22 protein-coding genes are annotated in these 20,729 nt (G+C 68.8%); 15 read left to right on the forward strand and 7 right to left on the reverse strand.

The genetic code is table 11. The features are described from left to right. Positions 1-329 precede the first annotated feature (329 nt). The 8 genes from N5K27_RS21680 to N5K27_RS21715 are packed head-to-tail and all read left to right on the forward strand — an operon-like array spanning position 330 to position 7,186. Entirely contained in the window at positions 330-1,190 is an 861-nt protein-coding gene (locus N5K27_RS21680) for a branched-chain amino acid ABC transporter permease (RefSeq protein ID WP_087838901.1), read from the forward strand. After that, complete coding sequence (locus N5K27_RS21685; RefSeq protein ID WP_087838902.1) at positions 1,187-2,152, forward strand: branched-chain amino acid ABC transporter permease; 966 nt, start codon at positions 1,187-1,189, stop codon at positions 2,150-2,152. The genes N5K27_RS21680 and N5K27_RS21685 overlap by 4 nt, the downstream gene beginning before the upstream one ends. Continuing rightward, complete coding sequence (locus N5K27_RS21690; protein WP_087838903.1) at positions 2,149-2,916, forward strand: ABC transporter ATP-binding protein; 768 nt, start codon at positions 2,149-2,151, stop codon at positions 2,914-2,916. The genes N5K27_RS21685 and N5K27_RS21690 overlap by 4 nt, the downstream gene beginning before the upstream one ends. After that, a complete protein-coding gene (locus N5K27_RS21695) occupies positions 2,909-3,628 on the forward strand; it encodes an ABC transporter ATP-binding protein (protein WP_087838904.1) in 720 nt (239 codons plus the stop codon). Before N5K27_RS21690 ends, N5K27_RS21695 begins: the two co-directional genes overlap by 8 nt. 54 nt (positions 3,629-3,682) lie before the next feature. Beyond that, positions 3,683-4,843, forward strand: coding sequence for an ABC transporter substrate-binding protein (locus N5K27_RS21700; protein WP_087838905.1), 1,161 nt, complete (start codon positions 3,683-3,685; stop codon positions 4,841-4,843). Between the two features lie 11 nt (positions 4,844-4,854). Next, on the forward strand, positions 4,855-6,270 hold the full coding sequence (locus N5K27_RS21705) for an amidase family protein (protein WP_279818714.1): 1,416 nt from the start codon (positions 4,855-4,857) through the stop codon (positions 6,268-6,270). Next, positions 6,263-6,667, forward strand: coding sequence for a RidA family protein (locus N5K27_RS21710; protein WP_132979697.1), 405 nt, complete (start codon positions 6,263-6,265; stop codon positions 6,665-6,667). The genes N5K27_RS21705 and N5K27_RS21710 overlap by 8 nt, the downstream gene beginning before the upstream one ends. A 9-nt stretch (positions 6,668-6,676) precedes the next feature. Next, positions 6,677-7,186, forward strand: coding sequence for a cupin domain-containing protein (locus tag N5K27_RS21715; protein WP_087838908.1), 510 nt, complete (start codon positions 6,677-6,679; stop codon positions 7,184-7,186). Between the two features lie 74 nt (positions 7,187-7,260). Here the strand turns inward: N5K27_RS21715 and N5K27_RS21720 are convergent, their stop codons facing one another. The 6 genes from N5K27_RS21720 to N5K27_RS21745 form a co-directional block, all read right to left on the reverse strand. Continuing rightward, the gene (locus N5K27_RS21720; RefSeq protein WP_279818722.1) at positions 7,261-8,241 is read right to left on the reverse strand and encodes a tripartite tricarboxylate transporter substrate binding protein; all 981 of its coding nucleotides are present in this window, start codon (positions 8,239-8,241) and stop codon (positions 7,261-7,263) included. 18 nt (positions 8,242-8,259) lie between these two features. Further along, positions 8,260-9,900, reverse strand: coding sequence for an FAD-dependent oxidoreductase (locus tag N5K27_RS21725; RefSeq protein WP_279818726.1), 1,641 nt, complete (start codon positions 9,898-9,900; stop codon positions 8,260-8,262). Between the two features lie 143 nt (positions 9,901-10,043). Continuing rightward, on the reverse strand, positions 10,044-10,535 hold the full coding sequence (locus N5K27_RS21730; protein ID WP_279818729.1) for a RidA family protein: 492 nt from the start codon (positions 10,533-10,535) through the stop codon (positions 10,044-10,046). An 8-nt stretch (positions 10,536-10,543) separates the two neighbouring features. Continuing rightward, positions 10,544-11,179 (reverse strand): nuclear transport factor 2 family protein, encoded by a 636-nt coding sequence (locus N5K27_RS21735; protein WP_279818733.1) that lies wholly within the window; start codon positions 11,177-11,179, stop codon positions 10,544-10,546. Positions 11,180-11,237: 58 nt separating this feature from the next. After that, positions 11,238-12,341, reverse strand: coding sequence for an amidohydrolase family protein (locus tag N5K27_RS21740; RefSeq protein WP_279818737.1), 1,104 nt, complete (start codon positions 12,339-12,341; stop codon positions 11,238-11,240). 173 nt (positions 12,342-12,514) lie between these two features. Further along, complete coding sequence (locus N5K27_RS21745; RefSeq protein WP_087838910.1) at positions 12,515-13,348, reverse strand: IclR family transcriptional regulator; 834 nt, start codon at positions 13,346-13,348, stop codon at positions 12,515-12,517. 184 nt (positions 13,349-13,532) lie between these two features. On the opposite strand from N5K27_RS21745, the gene N5K27_RS21750 reads away from it, so the two are divergent. The 7 genes from N5K27_RS21750 (at position 13,533) to N5K27_RS21780 (ending at position 19,298) form a co-directional block, all read left to right on the forward strand. Further along, entirely contained in the window at positions 13,533-14,507 is a 975-nt protein-coding gene (locus N5K27_RS21750) for a tripartite tricarboxylate transporter substrate binding protein (RefSeq protein WP_279818741.1), read from the forward strand. A gap of 144 nt (positions 14,508-14,651) precedes the next feature. Beyond that, complete coding sequence (locus N5K27_RS21755; RefSeq protein ID WP_279818744.1) at positions 14,652-14,789, forward strand: hypothetical protein; 138 nt, start codon at positions 14,652-14,654, stop codon at positions 14,787-14,789. A gap of 35 nt (positions 14,790-14,824) precedes the next feature. Further along, positions 14,825-15,580 carry an Asp/Glu racemase gene (locus N5K27_RS21760; RefSeq protein WP_087839104.1) on the forward strand — a complete coding sequence of 252 codons (756 nt, stop codon included), beginning with the start codon at positions 14,825-14,827 and terminating at the stop codon, positions 15,578-15,580. Between the two features lie 10 nt (positions 15,581-15,590). Then, a complete protein-coding gene (locus N5K27_RS21765) occupies positions 15,591-16,226 on the forward strand; it encodes an isochorismatase family protein (RefSeq protein ID WP_132979695.1) in 636 nt (211 codons plus the stop codon). Further along, positions 16,217-17,269 (forward strand): 2,5-dihydroxypyridine 5,6-dioxygenase, encoded by a 1,053-nt coding sequence (locus N5K27_RS21770; protein ID WP_087838913.1) that lies wholly within the window; start codon positions 16,217-16,219, stop codon positions 17,267-17,269. Before N5K27_RS21765 ends, N5K27_RS21770 begins: the two co-directional genes overlap by 10 nt. A 33-nt stretch (positions 17,270-17,302) precedes the next feature. After that, positions 17,303-18,700: an amidase gene (locus N5K27_RS21775; protein ID WP_087838914.1), complete on the forward strand. Its 1,398-nt coding sequence runs from the start codon at positions 17,303-17,305 to the stop codon at positions 18,698-18,700. A 70-nt stretch (positions 18,701-18,770) separates the two neighbouring features. Then, positions 18,771-19,298, forward strand: coding sequence for an AAA family ATPase (locus tag N5K27_RS21780; RefSeq protein ID WP_087839105.1), 528 nt, complete (start codon positions 18,771-18,773; stop codon positions 19,296-19,298). On the opposite strand, the gene N5K27_RS21785 is transcribed toward N5K27_RS21780, so the two are convergent. After that, positions 19,261-20,526, reverse strand: coding sequence for an FAD-dependent monooxygenase (locus N5K27_RS21785; protein WP_165963136.1), 1,266 nt, complete (start codon positions 20,524-20,526; stop codon positions 19,261-19,263). The two genes, N5K27_RS21780 and N5K27_RS21785, sit on opposite strands and share 38 nt — an antisense overlap. Between the last annotated feature and the right edge of the window lie 203 nt (positions 20,527-20,729).

The raw sequence follows: 20,729 nt of genomic DNA on the forward strand, positions 1-20,729 counted from the left end.
CTGTACAACGTCGAGTTCTCGCATCTCGACGCGGTCAAGGACCCCGGCAAGGCCAAGTAAACGCAGCACGCGCCCGGTCCGCCCGCTTCGGCGGGCCGGCATAAGTTTTTTAGACCGGTGAAAAAGCATACGCGGCTGGATCGGCCGCGGCCGGGCGCGGACAATAGCAACACCGCCCAGAAGGACCCTGCATGAAGCCGTCTTGCCGGTCTGCCATGGTCCCTGCGGCGGAGCGATCTGCAGGAGATCATGGACTGTCCTAACCGCATTCCGCGGCCCGCCTTCGTCCGGGCCGCCATCTTCCCCCCGCACGTCACCTGGAAGCACACATGGGCATCGTAATCTTCGACGGCCTGGCCTACGGCATGTTGCTGTTCCTGATCGGAGTCGGCCTGTCGATCACCATGGGGTTGATGAACTTCGTCAACCTCGCCCATGGCGCCTTCGCCATGGTGGGCGGCTACGTGGCCGCGCTGGCCATGAGCCGCCTGCAGGTACCGTTCGTCGCCAGCCTGGCACTGGCCTTCATCAGCGCGGCCGTGGTGGGCGCGCTGCTGGAGTTCGTCTTCTTCCGCCGGCTGTACCGCGCGCATCCGCTGGACCACGTGCTGCTGTCCATCGGCATCGTGTTCGTGTTCGTGGCGGGCGGCACCTACCTGTTCGGTCCCACCATGCAGCCCTTCACCGCGCCCGAATGGCTGCGCGGCCAGATCTCGCTGCTGGGCATGGACGTGGGCGCCTACCGGCTGTTCCTGATCGTCGTGGGTTTTGCCGTGCTGGCGGCGCTGCTGCTGCTCATCAACAAGACGCGCTACGGCGCCATGGTGCGCGCGGCGGTGGACAACCAGCGCGTGGCCGCGGGCCTGGGCGTGCGGGTGGACCGGCTGTTCTTCCTGACTTTCTCGTTCGGCTGCGGCCTGGCGGGGCTGGGCGGCGCGCTGGGCCTGGGCATGCTGGGGCTGGATCCGTCCTTCCCGCTGAAATACATGATCTATTTCCTGATCGTGGTCTGCGTGGGCGGGGCCGGCACCATCGTCGGTCCCTTCGTCGCAGCCGTGCTGGTGGGCATCGTCGACGTGGGCGGCAAATACTACATGCCCGAACTCGGCGCCTTCCTGATCTACGTGTTCATGGTGGTCGTATTACTCGTACGCCCCCACGGCCTGATCCCCAAGAAGGGGCTCGTATGACCAAACTCAATCTGAATCCGCGCCAGATCGTGGCGCTGGAAGTGGTGTTCTGGCTGGCGCTGGCCTCGACCTACTTTCTCTTGCCCGAGAAGCTGGTCCTGATCACGCAGATCATGATCACCGGCCTGTTCGCGATCGCGCTGGACATCGCCCTGGGCTACGCCGGCATCCTGACGGTGGGCCATGCGGCGTTCTTCGGCATCGGCGCGTACCTGGCGGGCCTGCTGGCCAAGTACGGCTGGGGCGAACCGTTCTCCGGGCTGCTGCTGGCGCTGGCGGTGTGCGCGGTGCTGGGCTATCTGCTCAGCTACCTGATCGTGCGCGGCAGCGACCTGACGCGGCTGATGATCACCATAGGCGTGTGCGTGCTGTTCTTCGAGCTGGCCAACCGCCTGACCCCCATCACCGGCGGCGCCGACGGCCTGCAGGGCGTGGACATGTGGCCGGTGCTGGGCCAGTTCCGCTTCGACCTCTGGGGCAAGACGGCCTTCATCTACACCTTCTGCATCGTGCTGCTGATGTTCCTGGCGGTGCGCCTGATGCTCAAATCGCCCTTCGGGCTGGTGCTGCGGGGCATCCACGACAACCGGCGGCGCATGCTGGCCATCGGCTCGCCGGTGGATTCGCGCCTGCGCCTGGCCTATTGCTTCTCGGCCGCCATCGCCGGCGTGGCCGGCGCGCTGCTGGCGCAGACCACGCAGTTCGTCGGGCTGGAGATGCTCAGCTTCAACCGCTCGGCCGAAATCCTCATCATCCTCATCCTGGGCGGCACCGGGCGTCTGTACGGCGGCCTGATCGGCGCCCTGCTGTACATGACCGTGCATGATTTCTTCTCCGACTTCGATCCGAAGTTCTGGATGTTCTGGCTGGGCATCTTCCTGATCCTAGTGGTCATGATCGGCCGTGGCGGCGTGCTGGGCGTGCTGTCCAAGGCCTTCAAGGTAAGGGAGCAACGCCCATGACGACCGCGACCCTCGCGACGCCCGCGCTGCGCACCCGGAACCTGACCAAGCGCTTCGGCGGCTTCACCGCCGTCAACGGCGTGACGCTGGACATCGCGCCCGGCTCGCGCCAGGCGCTGATCGGCCCGAACGGCGCCGGCAAGACCACGCTGATCAACCTGTTGACCGGCATCCTGCGCCCGACCGAAGGGCGCATCAGCCTGGACGATGACGACATCACCCACCTGCCGGCGGACAAGCGTGTGCACCGCGGGCTGGTGCGCACCTTCCAGATCAACACGCTGTTCCCGCGCCTGACGCCGCTGCAGGCGGCCTCGCTGGCCATCTCCGAGCGCGAGGCGCTGGGCAAGGTCTGGTGGCGCACGCTGCGCAGCTGCTCGTGGGTGGCCGACGAAGCGCACGCGCTGCTCAAGCAGTTCAACCTGGCCCAGTACGCCCACGTCGACACCGCCGAGCTGCCCTACGGCAAGCAGCGCCTGCTGGAGATCGTGCTGGCGCTGGCCGCCCAGCCTCGCATCCTGCTGCTGGACGAGCCGGCCGCCGGCGTGCCCGAGGACGAAAGCGGCGAGTTGTTCGAGGTGATCGCCGGGCTGCCCAGGGAAATGACGGTGCTCTTCATCGAGCACGACATGGACCTGGTGTTCCGCTTCGCCCAGCGCATCTCGGTGCTGGTGGCGGGCGCCGTCCTGGTGGAAGGCACGCCCGCGGAAATCGCCGCCGACCCGCAGGTGCGGGCGGCCTACCTGGGGAATTCGCGTGTCTGATTTCCTGCAAATCGAAAACCTCACGGCCGGCTACAACGACGCGGTCGTGCTCAGCGACCTGTCGGTCGCGATCGAACGCGGCCAGAGCCTGGCCATCCTCGGGCGCAACGGCGTGGGCAAGACCACGCTGCTCGAGACGCTGATGGGCAACACCACGGTCAAGCGCGGCCGCATACGGTGGCTGGGCGAGGACATCACCCGCCTGCGCCCGGCCGACCGCGCGCGCCGGGGCATAGGCTGGGTGCCGCAGGAGCGCGAGGTGTTCCCGTCGCTGACCGTGCGCGAGAACCTGGAAGTCATCGCGCGCGGCACGCACTGGACGCTCGAGCGCGTGTACGGGCTCTTTCCGCGCCTGCGCGAGCGCGCCGGCAACTACGGCGGGCAGCTCTCGGGCGGCGAACAGCAAATGCTGGCCATCGGCCGCGCGCTGATGACCAACCCGCAGTTGCTGCTGCTGGACGAGCCCATGGAGGGCCTGGCTCCCATCATCGTCGAGGAGCTGTCCGAGGCGGTGCGCCGCATGTGCGCCGACGAAGGCCTGACCGCCATCATCGTCGAGCAGCATCCGGTCCTTGCGCTGTCCATGTCGCAGCACGCCATCGTGCTCGAGCGCGGGGTGGTGGCCTATGCCGGCGGCAGCGCCGAGCTGGCCGCCGACACGCAACTGCTGGACCAACTGCTGGGTGTCGGCAAGCGCGCCGCGGTTTCCTGATTCGAATCTCCGGCGCAGTCGGTGCCGGCTCTCACGGCAAGGAGTCGTCTGATCATGAAAGGTAGACAAGCGGGATTGCGCTGCGGGCTGGCCGCGGGCGCGTTGATGGCGGCCGCCTGCGCGCAGGCGCAGGGCGTCGTGAAGGTGGGCTTCATCGGCGAAATGTCGGGTCCGTTCGCCGAGTTCGGAAAGCAGATGGAAACGGGCGTGCAGCTCTACCTGAAAGAGCATGGCGACACCGTGGCCGGCAAGAAGGTCGTGGTCATCGTCAAGGACGTGGGCGGCCCCAACCCCGAGCTGGCCAAGCGCCACGCGCAGGAACTGGTGGTGCGCGACAAGGTGGACTTCATCGCCGGCTTCGCGTTCTCGCCCAACGCGCTGGCGGTGGCGCCGCTGGCCACCGAGGCCAAGAAACCCATGGTCATCATGAACGCCGCCTCGGGCAGCCTGCCGTCCACCTCGCCCTACATCGTGCGCACCTCGTTCTCGCTGCCCGCCATCGTGCCTCCCATCTCGCAATGGATGATCAAGCAGGGCTACAAGACGACGTACTCGATGGTGGCCGACTACTCGCCCGGGCACGAGGTCGAGGCGGCCTTCATGGATTCGTACAAGAAGGCCGGCGGCACGGTGGTGGGTTCGGTGCGCACGCCGCTCAGCACCATGGACTTCTCGGCCTACATGCAGAAGATCAAGGACCTGAAGCCGTCCGCGGTCTTCGCCTTCGTGAACGGGGCCGACGTGGCGCAATCCTTCATGCGCGAGTACCGCGCCCGCAACCTGGCCGAGGGCGGCATCGCCATGGTAGGCACGGGCGACATCACCGACGAACCCACCATCGATTCGATGGGCGACACGCCGCTGGGCGTGGTCACCGGCTATCCGTATTCCATGGACCACGACTCGCCGCTGAACAAGAAGTTCGTGCAGGCCTTCAAGGCCGCGCGCGGGCAGCAGGCCCGCCCCAACATCATGGCGGTGGCCGGCTACGACGGCATGGCGCTGATCTACGAGGCCCTGCGCAAGACCCAGGGCAAGACCGACGGCGACGCGCTGATCGCCGCGATGAAGGGCGTGAAGCTGGAAAGCCCGCGCGGCCCGATCGAGATCGACGCGGCCACGCGCGACATCAAGCAGCGCGTCTACATGCGCAAGGTGCAAAGGGTCGACGGCCGGCTGGCCAACGTCGAATTCGAGACCATCGAACCCCGATAGGAGGCTCGCCCATGTCCGCAGCGGACTCCGCCTGGCTGTCGAAGACGGCGGCCGAACTGCACGAGGCCTATCGCGCCCGCGCGCTGTCGCCGCTCGACCTGGCCACGGCGCTGATGGACGCGGTGGCCGACGATGCGCGGGAGCTGAACGCCTTCTGCCTACTGGACCGCGACGCCGCGCTGCAAGCCGCCGAGGCCTCCGCCCGGCGCTGGCGTAGCGGCACGCCCATCGGCCCGCTGGACGGCGTGCCCGTGTCGATCAAGGACCTGGTCGACGTGGCCGGCTGGCCCACGCGGCGCGGTTCGGCCATCACGGCCGGCGCGCCGCCCGCCGCCGCGGACGCGCCCAGCGTGGCGCTGCTGCGCCAGGGCGGAGCGGTGCTGTTCGGCAAGACCACCACCACCGAGTTCGGCTGGCTGGCCGACTCCGAGTCGCCCTATACGGGCATCACGCGCAACCCGCTGGCGCCGGACCGCAGCGCCGGCGGCTCGAGCATGGGCGCGGCGGCGCACGTGGCCAAGGGCTGGGGGCCGCTGGCGCTGGGCAGCGACGCCGGGGGCTCGATCCGCATCCCCGCCTCGTACTGCGGACTGGTCGGGCTCAAGCCCACCTTCGGCGCCATTCCGTCGGGGCCGCGCCTGAGCGCCTTCGCCGAGTACGCGCACCTGGGCCCCATCGCCCGCACGGTGGCCGATTGCCGGCTGGCGCTGCAGGTCATGGGCCGGCCGCACCCGCTGGACCCCCATTCGCTGTATGCGCGCGCGCAAGAGCTGCCGCCGCGCCGGCCCGCCATCGGCTACCTGACCGACGCCGGCCCCGATACGGGGCTGGATCCCCGGGTCGAATCAGCCGTCGAGGAACTGGCGCAGCGGCTGGGCCGCAGGGGCCATTCCGTCGTGCGCCTGCGCATGGACTGGATGTCGCTGGCCGAGAACGCCTGGGCCCTGTGGGAGAACCGCCTCTACGAGTCCTTCGTCGATGCCGCCCCTGGCCAGCGCGCCCAGCTCGACCCGCGCCTGCAACAGCTGTGCGAACGCGGCGCCGCGCACGGCGCCGAACGCCTGGCCCGGGCGCGGACGCAGTTGCGCGACGTGGCAACCCAGCTCACGCTGGCCTTCGCCGACGTCGACCTGCTGCTGACCCCCGCCAGCCCGGCCGGCGCGCCGCGGGTGGGCGCGCTGTGCGCCGACGATCATCCGCTGCGCGACCACATCCGCCAGACCTTCAACTGGCAACTGGCGAACCCCTATACCTTCCCGTTCAACCTGAGCCAGCAGCCGGCCCTGTCCATGCCGCTGACCACCGACGCCGGCGGCCTGCCCGTCGGCTTGCAGATCGTCGGCCGCAAGTATCGCGACGACGATGTGCTCGACTTCGCGCAAATGCTGGAGTCCACTCATCTTTTCCAGGAGTCCGAACATGCCTAAGATAATCGTGCAGTCCGCGCAGGCCCCCGTCACCGGGTTCACCGACAAGAGCACCCCCTCGCCGCTGGCCCAGGGCATCCGGGCGGGCGACTTCCTCTACGTCTCGGGCCAGGGCCCGCTGGACCCGGTTACCAAGGAAGTCGTGTCCGACGACATCCGCGAGCAGACGCGGCGCACCTTGCAGAACCTGATGGCGGTGCTGGAGGCAGGCGGCGCCACCGCGGCCAACATCGTCAACATGCGGGTATGCCTGCGCGACGTGGCGGATTTCCCCGCGTTCAACGAGGAATTCCGCGCGTTCATGGGCGGCGAGAAGGTCACCCGCACCTGCATAGGCGGCACGCCGCACCGCCCGGGCGTACGCGTCGAGATCGACTGCGTCGCCTACTTCGGCTGAGGAGGTCCTATGTTCAAGATGCCCATCGTCGACCTGATGAAGCAGGGCGACGAGCTGGCCGCCAGCGGCAAGCGGGTGGCCGTGCTCTGGCAGGAACCCGAGTCCCTCGTGTTCCTGGCCCGCGGACGCGAGTACCGCAGCGAGTTCCACATCAACCCCAGCGACGAGATGATGTACATGGTCAAGGGGCAGATGAACCTGCACTACCGCACGCCCGACGGCAAGGAAGAGATCGCCGTGCTGCCGCAGGGATCGGTCATCTACACGCCGGCGGGCATCCCGCACTCGCCGCGCTTCCCGCCCGACGCCTACCTGCTGGTGCAGGAACGCAAGCGCAAGCCGGAGGAGATCGACCGCTTCCAGTGGTTCTGCCCCAGTTGCGACACGCTGCTGCACGAGGAATCCTGCCACGTCGCGGACTACAAGGCCGACCCCGTGTCCAAGGCCTACCAGCGCTTCTTCGACAGCGAGGAATTCCGCACCTGCAAGTCCTGCGGGACGGTGATGCCCAAGCCCTGAGCCGGACCTTTTTTATTGCCCCCCTGGGGTGCAGCGCCGCCGCGATGCGGCAAGCGTGGTGGCTTTTTCCACCGTCAGTCGGGCTTGACCCCCGCCGCCTTGATGATGTCGCGCCAGCGCGCGGTCTCGGCGGCGATGAAATCGCCGAACGCGCGCCCGGTCAGGGCCTTGCCTTCGCCGCCTATCCCGGCCATGCGCTCCTTGAACTCGGGCATCCGGGTCACCGCTTCCAGCTCGCGCTCCAGCCTGGCCACCGCCTCCGGCGGTGTGCCGGCGCGGGCCAGCACGCCGAACCAGCCGCCGGCGACGAAATCGGGCACGCCGGCCTCGGCCATGGTCGGCACTTCGGGCAGCATGGGCGAGCGCTCGGCGCTGGTCACCGCCAGCGCGCGCAGGGATCCGTCCTTGATCCGCGGCGCGACCGCCGCCACGGCCGAGGGCATCATCTCGATCTGCCCGCCCAGGAGATCGGTCACCGCCGGACTGCCGCCCTTGTAGGGCACGTGCACGATGTCCAGGCCGAACCGGGCCTTGAGCATCTCGCCGATCAGGTGGACGTTGGTGCCCGTGCCGGGCGAACCGAAGTGGTAGCGCCCGGGCTGGGACTTCGCCAGCTTCACGAACTCCATCAGGGTCCTGGCCTGCACCTGGGGGTTGACCACGAACACCGAGGGAATCCGCGTGACCAGCGCGATGGGGGTGAAATCGCGGACCGCGGGCGTGCTCTGGCCCGGCGTCAGGTTCTCGGCGATGCCGAAGGACTCGGCCGTCCCCAGCAGCAGGGTGTAGCCGTCCGGCGCGGCCTGCGCCGCGGCGGCCACGCCTATCGCGCCCCCGGCCCCGCCGCGGTTTTCCACCACCACGGTCTGCCCCAATTTCTGCCCCAGATACTGGGCCACCACCCGCCCCACCTGGTCGCTGGCGCCCCCGGGCGGGAACGGCACGATCAGCCGGACAGGGCGATCGGGATAGACGGCCCACGCCTGCGCGCCCGCCAGCACCCCGGCGGCGGCAAGCATCCACGGCGCAAGGCGCCGGATCGGCTTTGGACTCATGAATGTCTCCTTCCGCGCTTATCGGGACGCATCGGCACGCGGGGCGGCGCCGCGCACGACATCGATCACGGCATCCGCATCAGCCGGCGCGGCATCGCCGCGCCAGGCGCAGTGGCCATCGGGCCGCACCAGCACCAGCCGGCGCTCGTACAGTTCGGCCACCCGGGGCAAGGCAATGTCCACGACTTCCAGCGGCACCCCGCGCCGGCGGGCCGCCTCGACCAGCGGCGCGGGGTCGGGCGGCTCCGCCCCCAGGCGCACCAGCACGAAGCCCCGGCCGAACAGATCGAGCGTGGAACGGCCATCGTCCAGCCAGGCATGCGGCGCGCGATGCCCCGGCCGGGTGGTCGGCGTGTAGTAGCGGGGATGGTCAGGCGGCGCAGACGTGCCGTCCGACACGCAGATGGGCGAATCCTCGTAGCGGTAGCCCAGATGGATGCCCAGCGTCTCCCATTCGGTGTGCGTGGCCTCGGCGATGGCGGCGCCGACCTGCGCGCGCTGCGCCTCGCCGCGCGCGGAGTCTTCCAGCAGCTCCGAAGCGTCCTCGACCGACTTCAGCGCGAAGTAATTGTGCGCGGACGCGTTGACGTTGCGCTCGCCCACCGGCAGGCGCTCGACCTCGTAGCTGTCCAGCAGGCTGCCCCCGCCCCAGCCGCGCAGCATGGCCTCCAGCTTCCAGCCCAGGTCCACGACGTCGCCCATGCCGGTGTTCATGCCGAAGCCGCCCGTGGGCGACATGGTGTGCGCGGCATCGCCGGCGATCAGCACGCGGCGGTCGCCGTAGCGCGTCGCGGTCAACTGGCTGCGGCGCCACGGCAGGGCCGAGATCACCTCGAACGGCACGTCGTCGCGGCCGATGCCGCGGCGCACCCAGGCCTGGGCATCGCGGCAGACCTGCTCGACCTGCGCCTCGTTGCTGACCACCGTCATGCGCCACAGCTCGCGGCCGTCCATGGCGCTGATGTTGCCCCAGAAGCCCTCGGCGCCGAAGAACAGATAGCGTTCGGCCTCGCCCTTGTCATGGCTGCGGGTCAGGGCCGGCGAACGGAAGAACAGCGCCGCCGAATGATCCAGCGCCCGCGTGCCCGCCATTTCTATGCCCAGCGCGCGGCGCACGCTGCTGCCCGCGCCGTCGCACGCCACCAGGTAGCGCGCGCGCAGCGTCGTGCGCTGCCCGGTCTTCAGGTCCGTCACCTCGGCCCGGACGCCGTCGGCGTCCTGCTCGAAACCTTCCAGCCGGTGCCAGTAGCGCAGGTCCAGCGACGGATACTCGGTCGCGCAGCGGGTCAGCAGCGGGTCGAACCACAGCTGCGGACAGCGCCACTTCTTCTCGGGGCTCTCGCCGGGCGGCGCGTCGTCGCGCAGGCTGGGATACTCGTGGCGGGCCAGGAAGTGGCCCGTCATGCTGGTGCAGAACACCATGTCCAGCCGGTAGTCGGGATTGAACGGCGTCTCGCGCACGCGCTGCGCGATGCCCCAGCGGCGGCAGAACTCCATGGTCCTGACGCCCACGGCGCCCAGCTTGGGCGTGCTGATGGAGCCGTCGCGCTGTTCCAGCAGCGTGCACGGAATGCCGCGCCAGGATAGATCCAGCGCCAGTCCCAGCCCGACCGGGCCGGCGCCGACGATCAGCACCGGAATGTCGTCCGCCTGTGTCATCTCCAGATGTCCCCTCTATGGTGGTCGGCCGCTTCGTTCCGGAGAATGGAAGAAGCGATATGTGGGGGACTATATGCCTGGGGCCCCGGTCCGCAGCCGGGATTTCTGCCTGATGGAAACGACTTGGCGTCCGTCCCGGCCAGCTACTTCGGCAGGCAGGGCGAGGCCGGCGAGCATTTGTCGTCCAGCACCGCCACGGCCTGGATCTCGATCTGCATGCCCGGCACCGCCAGGGCCGAGACCGTGATCTGCGCGCTGGCCGGGAAGCGTCGATCAGGAAACATCTCGCTGCGCACCTTGGCGAAGGTGGCGCCATTGCGCACGTCGGTCATGTACACCGTCATGGTGACGATGTCCTTCAGGCTCCCGCCCGCGCGCTTCAAGGTCTGGTCGATCAGCGCGAACACCGTGCGCGCCTGCGCCTCGAAGTCGCCCTTGATGTCTCGGCCCTGCAGGTCGGTGGTGGCCGTTTCGCCCGCCAGCCAGACGATGCGCCCGCCCTCGGTCACGACCGCGGGGGAATACGAGCGGCCCTGCGTGCGTTCGCCCTGCGGCATGTGGTCGGCCGCCTGCGCGGCCCCCCAGGCCAACAGCGACAACGCGCATGCCGCCCCCAGCTTCGATACGGCATTCATGGATGCGCTCATTGGAAGTTGAACAACTTGTATGACGGATCGTCCTTGCCCAGGCGATCCCCCAGCGTGCTATAGCGGGTCTTCAGCTCGGACGCGGGGAAGACCTCGATACGCCGAAAGTCCGTGACCGACTGGCGGGAGTCGATGGCCCATCTGCCGTTGCGGCGCGACCAGCGATCCAGATAACGCGAATGCATCCAGCGCTCCTCGATCTGGTCTTTCTCGACGGCGACCACCAGGGTCGCGGTGCCGGTGGTTTCGCTGACCGCCTTGTCGCCCCGCACCTCGATCAGCATGTTGGTCATGCGGTGGTTGTTGGACAGCATGGATTTATGCGCATCGAGCAACCAATCGACGAACGCGGCCCAGGAATCGAAGCGCATCTTGCCGAACTGCACCGTGCCGTTGGCGTGCCCCAGCGACAGCAGGATGTCGCGGTCCAGCAGGTCCAGACCGCGCGGGTAGCGATACAGCACCTCGGCAATGGCCTGCTTGCTGAGCAGTTGCTCCAGGGCCTCGGACTGCGAAGGCGGCGTCGCGGCGCGAGCCGGCGCGCTGCCCATGGCGGCGCCGACCACGGCAGCCAGGCCCGCTCCGGCGGTAAGAAGCTGGCGCCGCAGCGGCGCGTTCGGTGCTTGCTGCATGAGTCTCTCCTGACAGATGGGAAGGGTGTCCCCGGCCCCGGCCGGGAACGGGGAAGCCTCAGCCCGCGGGCCTGCCGGCGGTCGCCAGACCGGGCACGATGCGCAGCGCGTTGCCGCGTTCGACGGCCTCGAGTTCGGCCTCGGTGAACATGCCGAGGTCGCGGATCTCCTTGACCGCGCGTCCCGCCGACCGGTAGGGGAAATCGCTGCCCATCAGGATCTGCGAGGCCGGCACCAGCTGGCGCAGCGCCGCCATCGCGGGCGGATTCAGGATGGCGGCCGTGTCGTAGTGCAGGCGCCGGAATTCGTCCATGGCGCGGGTCGGCCAGCGCGGCGCGGTGGGCGAGCCCGCGAACAGCGCGTCGATGCGGCTGGCGAAGCTGGGCAGCGACCCGCCGCCGTGCGACAGGATGAAGCGGATGTCCGGGCAGCGCGACAGCACACCGTTGATGTAGAGGCTGGCGGCACAGCGTGTCGTGTCGGTCGGGTACTCCAGCGACACCTTGGTCTCGGGCACCAGGTTGCCGCAGCAATTGGCGGCCGTGGGGTGGAAGTAGACCGTGGCCTTGCGCCGGTTCAATTCCTCGAACACCGGGAAGAACGCCGGATCGCCGGCCCAGCGGTCGCCGTAGCTGGTCAGCAGGCCCACGCCGTTGAGCTTGAGCTCGTCCAGCGCATGGGCGATCTCGCGCAGGCTGCCCTCCACGTCGGGCAGCGGCACGGCCGCGAACATGCCGAACCGGCCGGGATGATCGGCGATCATCTTCGCGCCGTATTCGTTGCACTCGCGCGCCAGGCGCCGGCCCTGCGCCACGTCGCCGAAGAACACGCCCGGCGTGGAAATCGACACGATGGCCGTGGCCACGCCCTGCCTGTCCATGTCGTCCAGCGACTTGCGCGGCGACCACTTGTCGAACATGTCCGTGGGCGCGCCGGGCGACGAATCGACCACGCCGTCGCGCGCGGCCGCCAGGTAGGCGGGCGGAAAGATGTGATGGTGCGTATCGATGCGATGAGGGGCGGCGCCCTGCGCACCGGCGCGGCCCGACAACGCCAGGCATCCGGCGCACAGCGAGGCGTAGCCCGCCAGTCCCTTCAGCGCGCGCCGGCGGCCCGGCTGCGCAAGCGTCGGCGCGGCGACTGCATGGTGGTCGGTCGGCATTGCCCGGTTCCTCGTTCGGTCATCGACGGGCGCATCTTATGCCGCGGCTCCACGCGTGTCGCATTGCAAATAATCATGGATCTATGAGCAAAAACGGGGGCGGAAAAACGCGGGCGCGAGCGCGTCCGGGCGTCGCGGACGAACGACGGCGACGCGTGGCGACAAGGGGGGAATCAGCCGCGGAACTTCAGGCCCTGGCGAATCTGCGCGGCCAGTTCGGCCAGCCGGGGGCCGACGTGTTCCACCAGGCGCTGGCGATCGACCACATAGGAAGAACCGCCCAGGATCAGGGCCATGGGCGGGTTGCCGTCGTTCAGTTCCAGCGGCACGCCCACGGCGTTGATTTCCTTTTCCCAGTCGCCCAGGGACAGCGTGAAACCACGCGCCTGGTAATCCTTCAGCCCTTCCTGGATGCCCTTCAGGATCCTGGGCCACTGCGCGCCGTAACGGACCTTCTCGGCGGCGAACAGCTTGTCGCGCTCGCCGCGGTCCATGACCGCGATCAAAGCGCGGCCCATGGCGGTCGTCACCAGGGGAGTACGCGATCCCGATTGCACGCTCATGATCAGCGCGCCGGAACCGCGCGTATGTTCCAGGTACACCGCGTCGGCCTCGTCCCGGTAGCCCAGGGCGCAGCACAGGTTCAATTCTTCGGACACCCGCTCCATCAACGGCTTGGCGACCTGCCGGATGTAGGATCCGGCCATCGCCCAATACCCGAGCGCCAACGCCGACGTGCCCAGTTCGTAGCGGCCGGTCTGCGGCGAACAGGCCAGGTAGCCCAGGCGGGTCAGGGTATAGGTCAGGCGCGACACCGTGGGCTTGGTCAGGCCCGTGCGCTCGGCCAGCTCCTGGTTGCCCAGCGACGTATCGCCCTGGGTGAAGGCCTTGAGGATGCTCAGCCCCCGGGCCAGCGCGGTCACGAATTGCCTGCCCGGATCCTCGTCGGCATCCGGCTCGGCAAATGGCACCGGGCTGATCGCCCTCGATTGGGAAGTTCCTCTCATCCGAGCTGCTCGCAAACTTCGTTGACACGCGCAAAAGTTGTTGGGTAGGATACCCCAAAAGTTTGCGAAACTTAGTTTCGCATTGCGAACCTCAAAGGAGACTAGGCCGCCCACGGCCTGGAATGCACAACCGTCCCGCGGGCAGGGGAGCCGCGGGCTTCGTCACGACAATGAAGGGTCGAGCATGAATGTCAAAGCTGTCTTGAAGGCCGCCATCGGGGCCATCGCGCTGGCAACCAGCCTGGGCGCCCACGCCGAATGGCCGGAACGCCCCATCACCCTGGTCGTGCCGTGGCCGCCGGGCGGCGGCGTGGATGCGGCCGCGCGCGTGGCCGGTCCCATGCTGGCCAAGCAGCTCGGCCAGCAGGTCGTCGTGGTCAACCGGCCCGGCGCCACCGGCAGCATAGGCGCGGAGTCCGTCGCCAAGGCCGAGCCCGACGGCTACACCTTGCTGTGGAGCTCCCTGACCAGCCATGCGATCTACGCCTCGCTGTACGAACGCTCCACGCCCTTCGACCTGGAGAAAAGCTTCACGCCGGTCTCGGTGTTCGGCAGCATTCCGTTCGTGATCGTGGTCAATCCCGGCGTCAAGGCGAACTCCGTCCAGGAACTCGTCGCGCTGGCCAAGGCCAGGCCGGGCGCGCTGACCTTCGCCTCCAGCGGCAATGGCTCGGTGCAGCATCTGGCCGGGGAAATGTTCAAGCGCGCGGCGGGCGTGGACCTGCTGCATGTCCCGTACAAGGGCATCTCGCCGTCGCTGCTCGACCTGGTGGGCGGCCAGGTGAACATGAGCATCGAAAGCCTGGCGGCCACGCTGCCCCACATCCGCAACCAGAAGCTGCGCGCGCTGGCTGTCGCCTCGCCCGAGCGCATCAGTCTCCTGCCCGACGTGCCGACCGCCGCCGAGGCCGGCCTCAAGGGCTACGACGTCAGCGCCAAGCTGTTCGCGCTGGCGCCCGCCGGCACGCCCGCATCCGTCATCGACAAGCTCGACCGCGCCTTCAAGCAGGTCTTCTCCGACAAGGCGGTGCAGGAACCGCTGCTGGCCCAGTCCATCATCACGCGCTATGCGTCGCCGGCTGAATCGGCCAAGCTCATCCACGATGAACTGGCCACCTTCAAGACCGTCATCCGCGAAGCCAACATCCGCCCCGAGTGACCGCCAAGATCCGCTACCTTCCCGAGCAGACCGATCCGGCGCGCCTGTACAAGCTGGTGGCCGGCCTGGTCGTGCCCCGGCCCATCGCGCCGCAGCTACACCCTGGTCCTGGGCGAGGCCGTCGCCATCCACGTGGATCCCGGCGTGGTCGCCCCGGAAGGCCGCATCGGCATGGCCGCATTGCGCGGCGTGGGGCGGCTGGCCGGCCGCGAATACTGCCGGCTGGGCGATGCCTTCCGCCTGGAACACGATTCGTTCAACCGCTACGGACGGCGGCCATGACCGCGTCCCAAGCCCACCATGGAAACTTCATCGACATGAGCAAGCCGGTGTACCGCATCGGACAGATCGTCCCCAGTTCCAACACCACCATGGAGACCGAGGTGCCGGCCATGTTCCGCGCGCGCGAGACCGTGGCCCCGGAACGCTTCACCTTCCATTCCAGCCGGATGAGAATGATGAAGGTCAACAAGGAGGAACTGGCCGCCATGGACGCGCAGGCCGACCGCTGTGCGGCCGAGCTCAGCGACGCCGCCGTCGACGTCATCGGCTATGCCTGCCTGGTCGCCATCATGTCCATGGGCAAGGGCTACCATCGGGTTTCCGAAGAAAAGCTGACGCGCATCGCCGCGGCGGGCCATCCCGATACGCGGGTCGTGACCAGCGCCGGCGCGCTGCTCAACGGCATCCGGGCGATCGGTGCCCGCAAGGTGTCCGTCGTCACGCCCTACATGAAGCCGCTGACCCAGCTCGTGGTGGACTACATCGAATCCGAAGGCATCGAGGTGCTGGACGCGATCTCGCTGGAGATCGACGACAACCGCGCCGTCGGCAACCGCGACCCGCTGGCCCTGGTGGAAATCGCCGACAGGCTCGATGTCCGGGGCGCCGATGCCATCGTACTGTCGGCTTGCGTGCAGATGCCGTCGCTGGCCGCGATCCCGGAGGTCGAGGCTCGCCGCGGCCTGCCGGTCCTGTCGGCCGCGGTGGCCACGACCTACACCATGCTGCAGCGCCTGGACCTGCCCCGACATGTCCCGCGGGCCGGCGCGCTGCTCAACGGCTCCTATTAGGGCGAGAACGATGAACGACACCGCCGCGGCGGTCTATCGCAAACAGGGCTTGGGCGCCCGCAGCGGCTGGGGCCGGAAGCCGGCCCTGGTCGTGGTCGATTTCGTCAACGGTTTCAACGATCCCGACGTGCTGGGCGGCGGCAATATCCCGGACGCCATCGCGGCCACGGTCACGCTGCTGGCCGCCGCCCGGCGCGCGAAGCTGCCCGTGGCATTCACCCGCATCGTCTACGCCCCGGGCGCCGACAGCGTCTTCTGCATGAAGATACCGGCCCTGGCCTCGCTGCACGAGGAGAACCCGCAAAGCCACGTCGTCCCGCAGCTGGCAGTCCGGCCCGAGGATGCCGTCATCCGCAAGACTCAGCCGTCGGCCTTCTTCGGCACCGACCTGGCGGGATGGCTGATCCGGCGCGGCGTGGACACCGTGCTGGTGGCCGGCAGCACCACTAGCGGCTGCGTGCGCGCCACCGTGGTGGATGCGATGAGCTTCAACTTCCGCCCCGTGGTGGTGGCCGACTGCGTCGGCGACCGCGCGCTGGCCCCGCACGACGCCAGTCTCTTCGACATCGGCCAGAAGTACGGCGAGGTGCAATCCCTGGCCGAGGTGCTGGCCACGCTCGACACCCTGGAGGCCCCATGCCACTGAGTCCTTCGCAACTGACCCGCTGCTGGACGGAAGTCCTGGAGCTCTCGAAACTGGCCCCCGGCGAGAACGTGCTGATCCTGACCTCGCAGAACTCCGACCCGCGCGTGGTCGATGCCGCCGCCCGGGCGGCCGCCGCGCTGCAGGCGCGGGTGGTCAAGCTGGACATCGCGCCCAACTGGGATACCTGCGAAGTGGGCGCCGATCCCACCGTGGTCAGCGGCGCCTCGCCCATCGACGACGACCCCATGGCGCTGGCCGCGATGAAGGCGGCCGACCTGGTCATCGACACCGTATTCCTGCTGTTCACGCCGGGCCAGCGCGCGGTGCTGGAGTCCGGCACCCGCATGCTGCTGGCCTACGAACCCCCGGAAGTCCTCGCGCGCGTGATGCCGTCGCCGGACGACCGGCGCCGCGTGCTGGCCGCGCGCGACGCCTATGCGCGGGGACGCCGGATCACCGTCACCTCCGCGGCGGGCACGCGGCTGACGGCGTCCATCGGCGCCTATCCGATCACGGCGGAGTACGGCTACGTGGATAGCCCCGGCCGCTGGGACCACTGGCCCAGCGGCTTCGTCGCCCGCCTGCCCGACGACGGCACGGCCGAGGGCGTGGTCGTGCTGGCGCCCGGCGACATCATCCTGCCGTTCAAGAACTACGTGCAGTCACCCATCACCCTCGAGATCGAGCGCGGAACCATCGTGCGCATCTCGGGCGGGCTGGATGCCGAATTCCTGGACACCTACCTGCGCGGCTTCGACGATCCCGACGCCTACGCCGTATCGCACCTGGGCTGGGGCCTGCAGCCCAAGGCCCGCTGGACCTCGCTCGGGCTGTACGACAAGGCGGCCACCATCGGCATGGAAGCCCGGTCGTTCTACGGCAACTTCCTGTTTTCCACCGGCCCCGGCGGCAGCCGCCGCACCAAGGCGCACCTGGACATTCCCATGCGCAAATGCTCGTTCCACGTCGATGGCCAACCCATGGTCGTGGACGGCGACGTCGTGGCCCCCGACCAGCGCGTCGACGGCGCGCGGCCGCAGTAGCGTGCCATCGACCAACCCAGGATTTCCCACAGCATGCCAGACCTGCCGTTCCTATCCCTAGCGCAACTTGCCCGCTCCTTCGAACGCAAGGAAATATCCCCGGTCGAGGCGCTCGAGGCGCAACTCGACCGCATCGCCGCGCTGAACGAACGCATCAACGCGTTCACGATCCTGGATGAAGACCGCGCCCGCGCGGCGGCACGCGCCAGCGAGGCGCGATGGCTGCGCGGGGCGCCGCTCGGGCCGCTGGACGGAGCACCCTTCACCGCCAAGGACAACCTGATGGTGGCCGGGCTGCCCCATCGGCGCGGCTCGCGCGCGATGCCCGCCGATCCCGTGCCGGACACCGCGCCCGCGGTACTGCGCTGCCAGGAAGGCGGCGCGGTGCTGCTGGGCCTGACCACCATGCCGGAACTGGGCGCGGGCCCCGTCACCATCAGCCCACTCACCGGCGCCACCACCAACCCCTGGGACACGAGCAAGCAGGCCGGCGGCTCCTCGGGCGGCGGCGCGGCCTCGGTGTCGGCCGGCTTCTGCCCCTTCGCGCTGGGTTCCGACGCGGGCGGATCGCTGCGCATCCCCGCGGCCCTGACCGGCGTGGTTGGCTTCAAGGCCACTGGCGGCCTGGTACCCATGTATCCGCCCAACGTGGCCGGCGGCCTGTCCTGCGTCGGCCCGCTGGCCCGCAACGTGCGGGACACCGCCACGGTGCTGGACATCATCGCCCGGCCCGACGCGCGGGACGCCATGGCGCTGCCTTGGCGGCCCGACAGCCTGGGCGGAAATCTCGAACAGGGCGTGCGCGGCAAGCGCGTCGCCCTCAGCCTGACCCTGGGCTACGCTCCCCGGGTCGATCCCGAGATCGCCGGGGCCTTCCGGCAGGCGGGGCAACGCCTGGCGGCGCTCGGCGCCATCGTCGAGGAAGCCGATCCTGACATCGACAACCCTATCGACGACTACCTGGTCCTGCTGCAGGCGGGATACCGGTACGCGCTGCAGCACATGCCGGCGGAGCGGCGCGCGCTGCTGTCGCCCGTCATGGCGGGCATCCTGGAGGACGGCGCCGGCCTGGCGCTGGAGGACTACATGGGCGCGCAAGCGCGCTGCCAGGACCTGGCACGGCGTCTGCACGCCTTTCACCAGCGCTTCGACCTGCTGCTGACGCCCACCGTCGCGGCCCCCGCCTTCGACGCGAACCTGAGCTATCCGAAGGAATTCGAGGAATTTCCCAACCGGCGCGCCTGGACGCCCTACACCTCGCTGTTCAACCTGACGCAGCAGCCCGCCATCAGCATCCCGATGGGACTGACCGCCGCCGGCCTGCCCATGGGCCTGCACATCGCCGCACCGCGGGGCCACGATGCCCAGGTATTGCAAGCGGCGCACGCGCTGGAGGCGGTGTTGGGATTCGAGGCACGCCCGCCGATCTGATCTCCGCCGGACTGGCCAGTGCGCACGCCATCGAATAAAAAGGTGCCTGGATGTGAAGGACACCTTTTTCATGAAGCTTGCGAGCCTGGGGCCGCGCATCTGCATCGTCGGGCCCTCCAACAGCGGGAAGTCCACGCTGGCCGAGGCGATCGCCCGCAAATGCGCCCTGGAGCCGGTCCACCTCGACCGGCTCTACCACCTGCCCCACACTGACTGGGAACCCCGCCCCACGCAGGAATTCACCGCCCTGCACGACGCGGCCATCGCAGGCGAGCGCTGGGTCATGGACGGCAACTATTCCAGCTGCATGCCGCAGCGCCTGCGGCGCGCCACCGGCGTGATCCTGCTGGACATCTCCACGCCGCTGAGCCTGCTGCGCTACCTGCGCCGGACCTGGTTCGAGCGCGACCGTCGCGGCGCCCTGGACGGCGGCCGCGACAGCGTCAAGTGGGCGATGATCCACCATATCGCCGTGGTCACGCCGCGCAACCGCCGACGCTATGTCGAGATGATCGAAGGGCTCGACCTGCCCACGGTGATGCTGCCGTCGGCGGCGGCGATCAGGCGATGCTATCGGCGGTGGGAGCTGGCACGCTAGCGGACACGGTGCCCAGCTTCGCGGCCACGGCCTCCCGACAATCGTAGCTGTACAGCCAGTCGACCCGGCGCCATTTCTCCTGGCTGTTGGTCAGAGCGGCCCAGCGGAACTTCAGGTTGCGCATGAACTTCTTCAGCGGATCGGTCTGGTGGAACATGCGACCCGCCTCGCGCGAGCCCAGTTGCACGCGCGCCGTGCGCGCGGTGCGCAGCTCCTCGTAGGCCTTGAGCGCGGCGGCCGGATCGTGCGGCAGCCCGGCCAGGCACAGCGCCAGCACAAGGCCGTCCTCGATACTTTGCGAACCGCCCTGCGACAGGAAAGGCACCATGGGATGGGCCGCGTCGCCCAGCAGCGTCACCCGGCCCCGGGTCCACACCGGCCAGGGATCGCGGTCGTACAGCGCCCACTTGAACACCTCGTCGGTCGCCTCGATCAGGCCACGCACGATGGGGTGCCAGCCTTCGAACTCCTTCAGCACCTCGGCCTTGTCGCCGCGCGCCGACCACGATTCGAGCCGCCATTCCCCCGCCGGCACGATACCTATCCAATTGATGCGCCGGCCCGCCGACACGTAGTAGTTCACGAAGTGCCGGTGCGGCCCCCACCAGGCGTTGACGTTCTTCTCGATGCCCAGGTGGCGGGCGCGGTCCGCATCCGCCATGCCCCGCCAGGCAAGCAGCCCGGTGAAGCGCGGATCCTGCCCTTCCAGCAACTGGCCGCGCACGACCGAGTGCACGCCGTCGGCCCCGACCAGCACGTCGCCTTCCACGGTCTCGCCCGACTCCAGCACCACGCGCACACCCGCCGCGTCCTGCGCATACGTCTTGACGCGCTGCGCCAGCCGCACGTTCTCGCGCCCGTACGCATCGATCAAGGCATTGTGCAGATCGGCGCGGTGCACATGGTAGTAGGGCGCGCCGTAGCGCTGCGCGCACTCCGGCCCCAGCGGGAAATCGCGGATGGTACGGCCGCTGGCCCAGTCGCGCGACCGGGTGGCAAGCGGCGCCACCGCCACGGCTTCCAGCGCCGGGGCGATGCCCAGGTCGTGCAGGACCTTGACGGCATTGGGGCCGAGCTGGATGCCCGCGCCGACCTCCTTCAGCACCGCTGTCTGTTCCAGCACCTCGACGTGGCGAAAGCCCAGTTTCCTGAGAGCCAGGGCCGTCGTCAGCCCTCCTATGCCCGCGCCGGCAATCAGGATGCGCGGTTGGTCGTATGAGGCTTTCATGCGTGCTGTTTCTCGCTGTAGGACATGGGGTGATGACCGGATATGATATGTTCGCATTGCGAAACTAAGTTTCGCAAATAGTGTACGAGCGTAGCCAAGCGGCGTCAACGCGGGAAGAGCCGATACGGAACGCGGACGAAATGAAAGCGGAGAGAAGAAAACGATGGCCCGCGCCGCCGAACCGCGCAGGCAGTCCGGCGGCG

This window comes from Pigmentiphaga sp. GD03639 (assembly GCF_029845405.1).
Classification (GTDB): Bacteria; Pseudomonadota; Gammaproteobacteria; order Burkholderiales; family Burkholderiaceae_B; genus Pigmentiphaga; species Pigmentiphaga daeguensis.

What these genes read in the sequence shown, in the direction of transcription:
- N5K27_RS21785 (WP_165963136.1), bottom strand. Translation starts at nt 20,526, where the DNA reads ATGAAAGCCTCATACGACCAACCGCGCATCCTGATTGCCGGCGCGGGC.
- N5K27_RS21700 (WP_087838905.1), top strand. Translation starts at nt 3,683, where the DNA reads ATGAAAGGTAGACAAGCGGGATTGCGCTGCGGGCTGGCCGCGGGCGCG.
- N5K27_RS21710 (WP_132979697.1), top strand. Translation starts at nt 6,263, where the DNA reads ATGCCTAAGATAATCGTGCAGTCCGCGCAGGCCCCCGTCACCGGGTTC.
- N5K27_RS21735 (WP_279818733.1), bottom strand. Translation starts at nt 11,179, where the DNA reads ATGCAGCAAGCACCGAACGCGCCGCTGCGGCGCCAGCTTCTTACCGCC.
- N5K27_RS21765 (WP_132979695.1), top strand. Translation starts at nt 15,591, where the DNA reads ATGAACGACACCGCCGCGGCGGTCTATCGCAAACAGGGCTTGGGCGCC.
- N5K27_RS21780 (WP_087839105.1), top strand. Translation starts at nt 18,771, where the DNA reads ATGAAGCTTGCGAGCCTGGGGCCGCGCATCTGCATCGTCGGGCCCTCC.
- N5K27_RS21745 (WP_087838910.1), bottom strand. Translation starts at nt 13,348, where the DNA reads ATGAGAGGAACTTCCCAATCGAGGGCGATCAGCCCGGTGCCATTTGCC.
- N5K27_RS21750 (WP_279818741.1), top strand. Translation starts at nt 13,533, where the DNA reads ATGAATGTCAAAGCTGTCTTGAAGGCCGCCATCGGGGCCATCGCGCTG.
- N5K27_RS21680 (WP_087838901.1), top strand. Translation starts at nt 330, where the DNA reads ATGGGCATCGTAATCTTCGACGGCCTGGCCTACGGCATGTTGCTGTTC.
- N5K27_RS21685 (WP_087838902.1), top strand. Translation starts at nt 1,187, where the DNA reads ATGACCAAACTCAATCTGAATCCGCGCCAGATCGTGGCGCTGGAAGTG.
- N5K27_RS21760 (WP_087839104.1), top strand. Translation starts at nt 14,825, where the DNA reads ATGAGCAAGCCGGTGTACCGCATCGGACAGATCGTCCCCAGTTCCAAC.
- N5K27_RS21725 (WP_279818726.1), bottom strand. Translation starts at nt 9,900, where the DNA reads ATGACACAGGCGGACGACATTCCGGTGCTGATCGTCGGCGCCGGCCCG.
- N5K27_RS21705 (WP_279818714.1), top strand. Translation starts at nt 4,855, where the DNA reads ATGTCCGCAGCGGACTCCGCCTGGCTGTCGAAGACGGCGGCCGAACTG.
- N5K27_RS21720 (WP_279818722.1), bottom strand. Translation starts at nt 8,241, where the DNA reads ATGAGTCCAAAGCCGATCCGGCGCCTTGCGCCGTGGATGCTTGCCGCC.
- N5K27_RS21740 (WP_279818737.1), bottom strand. Translation starts at nt 12,341, where the DNA reads ATGCCGACCGACCACCATGCAGTCGCCGCGCCGACGCTTGCGCAGCCG.
- N5K27_RS21730 (WP_279818729.1), bottom strand. Translation starts at nt 10,535, where the DNA reads ATGAATGCCGTATCGAAGCTGGGGGCGGCATGCGCGTTGTCGCTGTTG.
- N5K27_RS21715 (WP_087838908.1), top strand. Translation starts at nt 6,677, where the DNA reads ATGTTCAAGATGCCCATCGTCGACCTGATGAAGCAGGGCGACGAGCTG.
- N5K27_RS21770 (WP_087838913.1), top strand. Translation starts at nt 16,217, where the DNA reads ATGCCACTGAGTCCTTCGCAACTGACCCGCTGCTGGACGGAAGTCCTG.
- N5K27_RS21690 (WP_087838903.1), top strand. Translation starts at nt 2,149, where the DNA reads ATGACGACCGCGACCCTCGCGACGCCCGCGCTGCGCACCCGGAACCTG.
- N5K27_RS21775 (WP_087838914.1), top strand. Translation starts at nt 17,303, where the DNA reads ATGCCAGACCTGCCGTTCCTATCCCTAGCGCAACTTGCCCGCTCCTTC.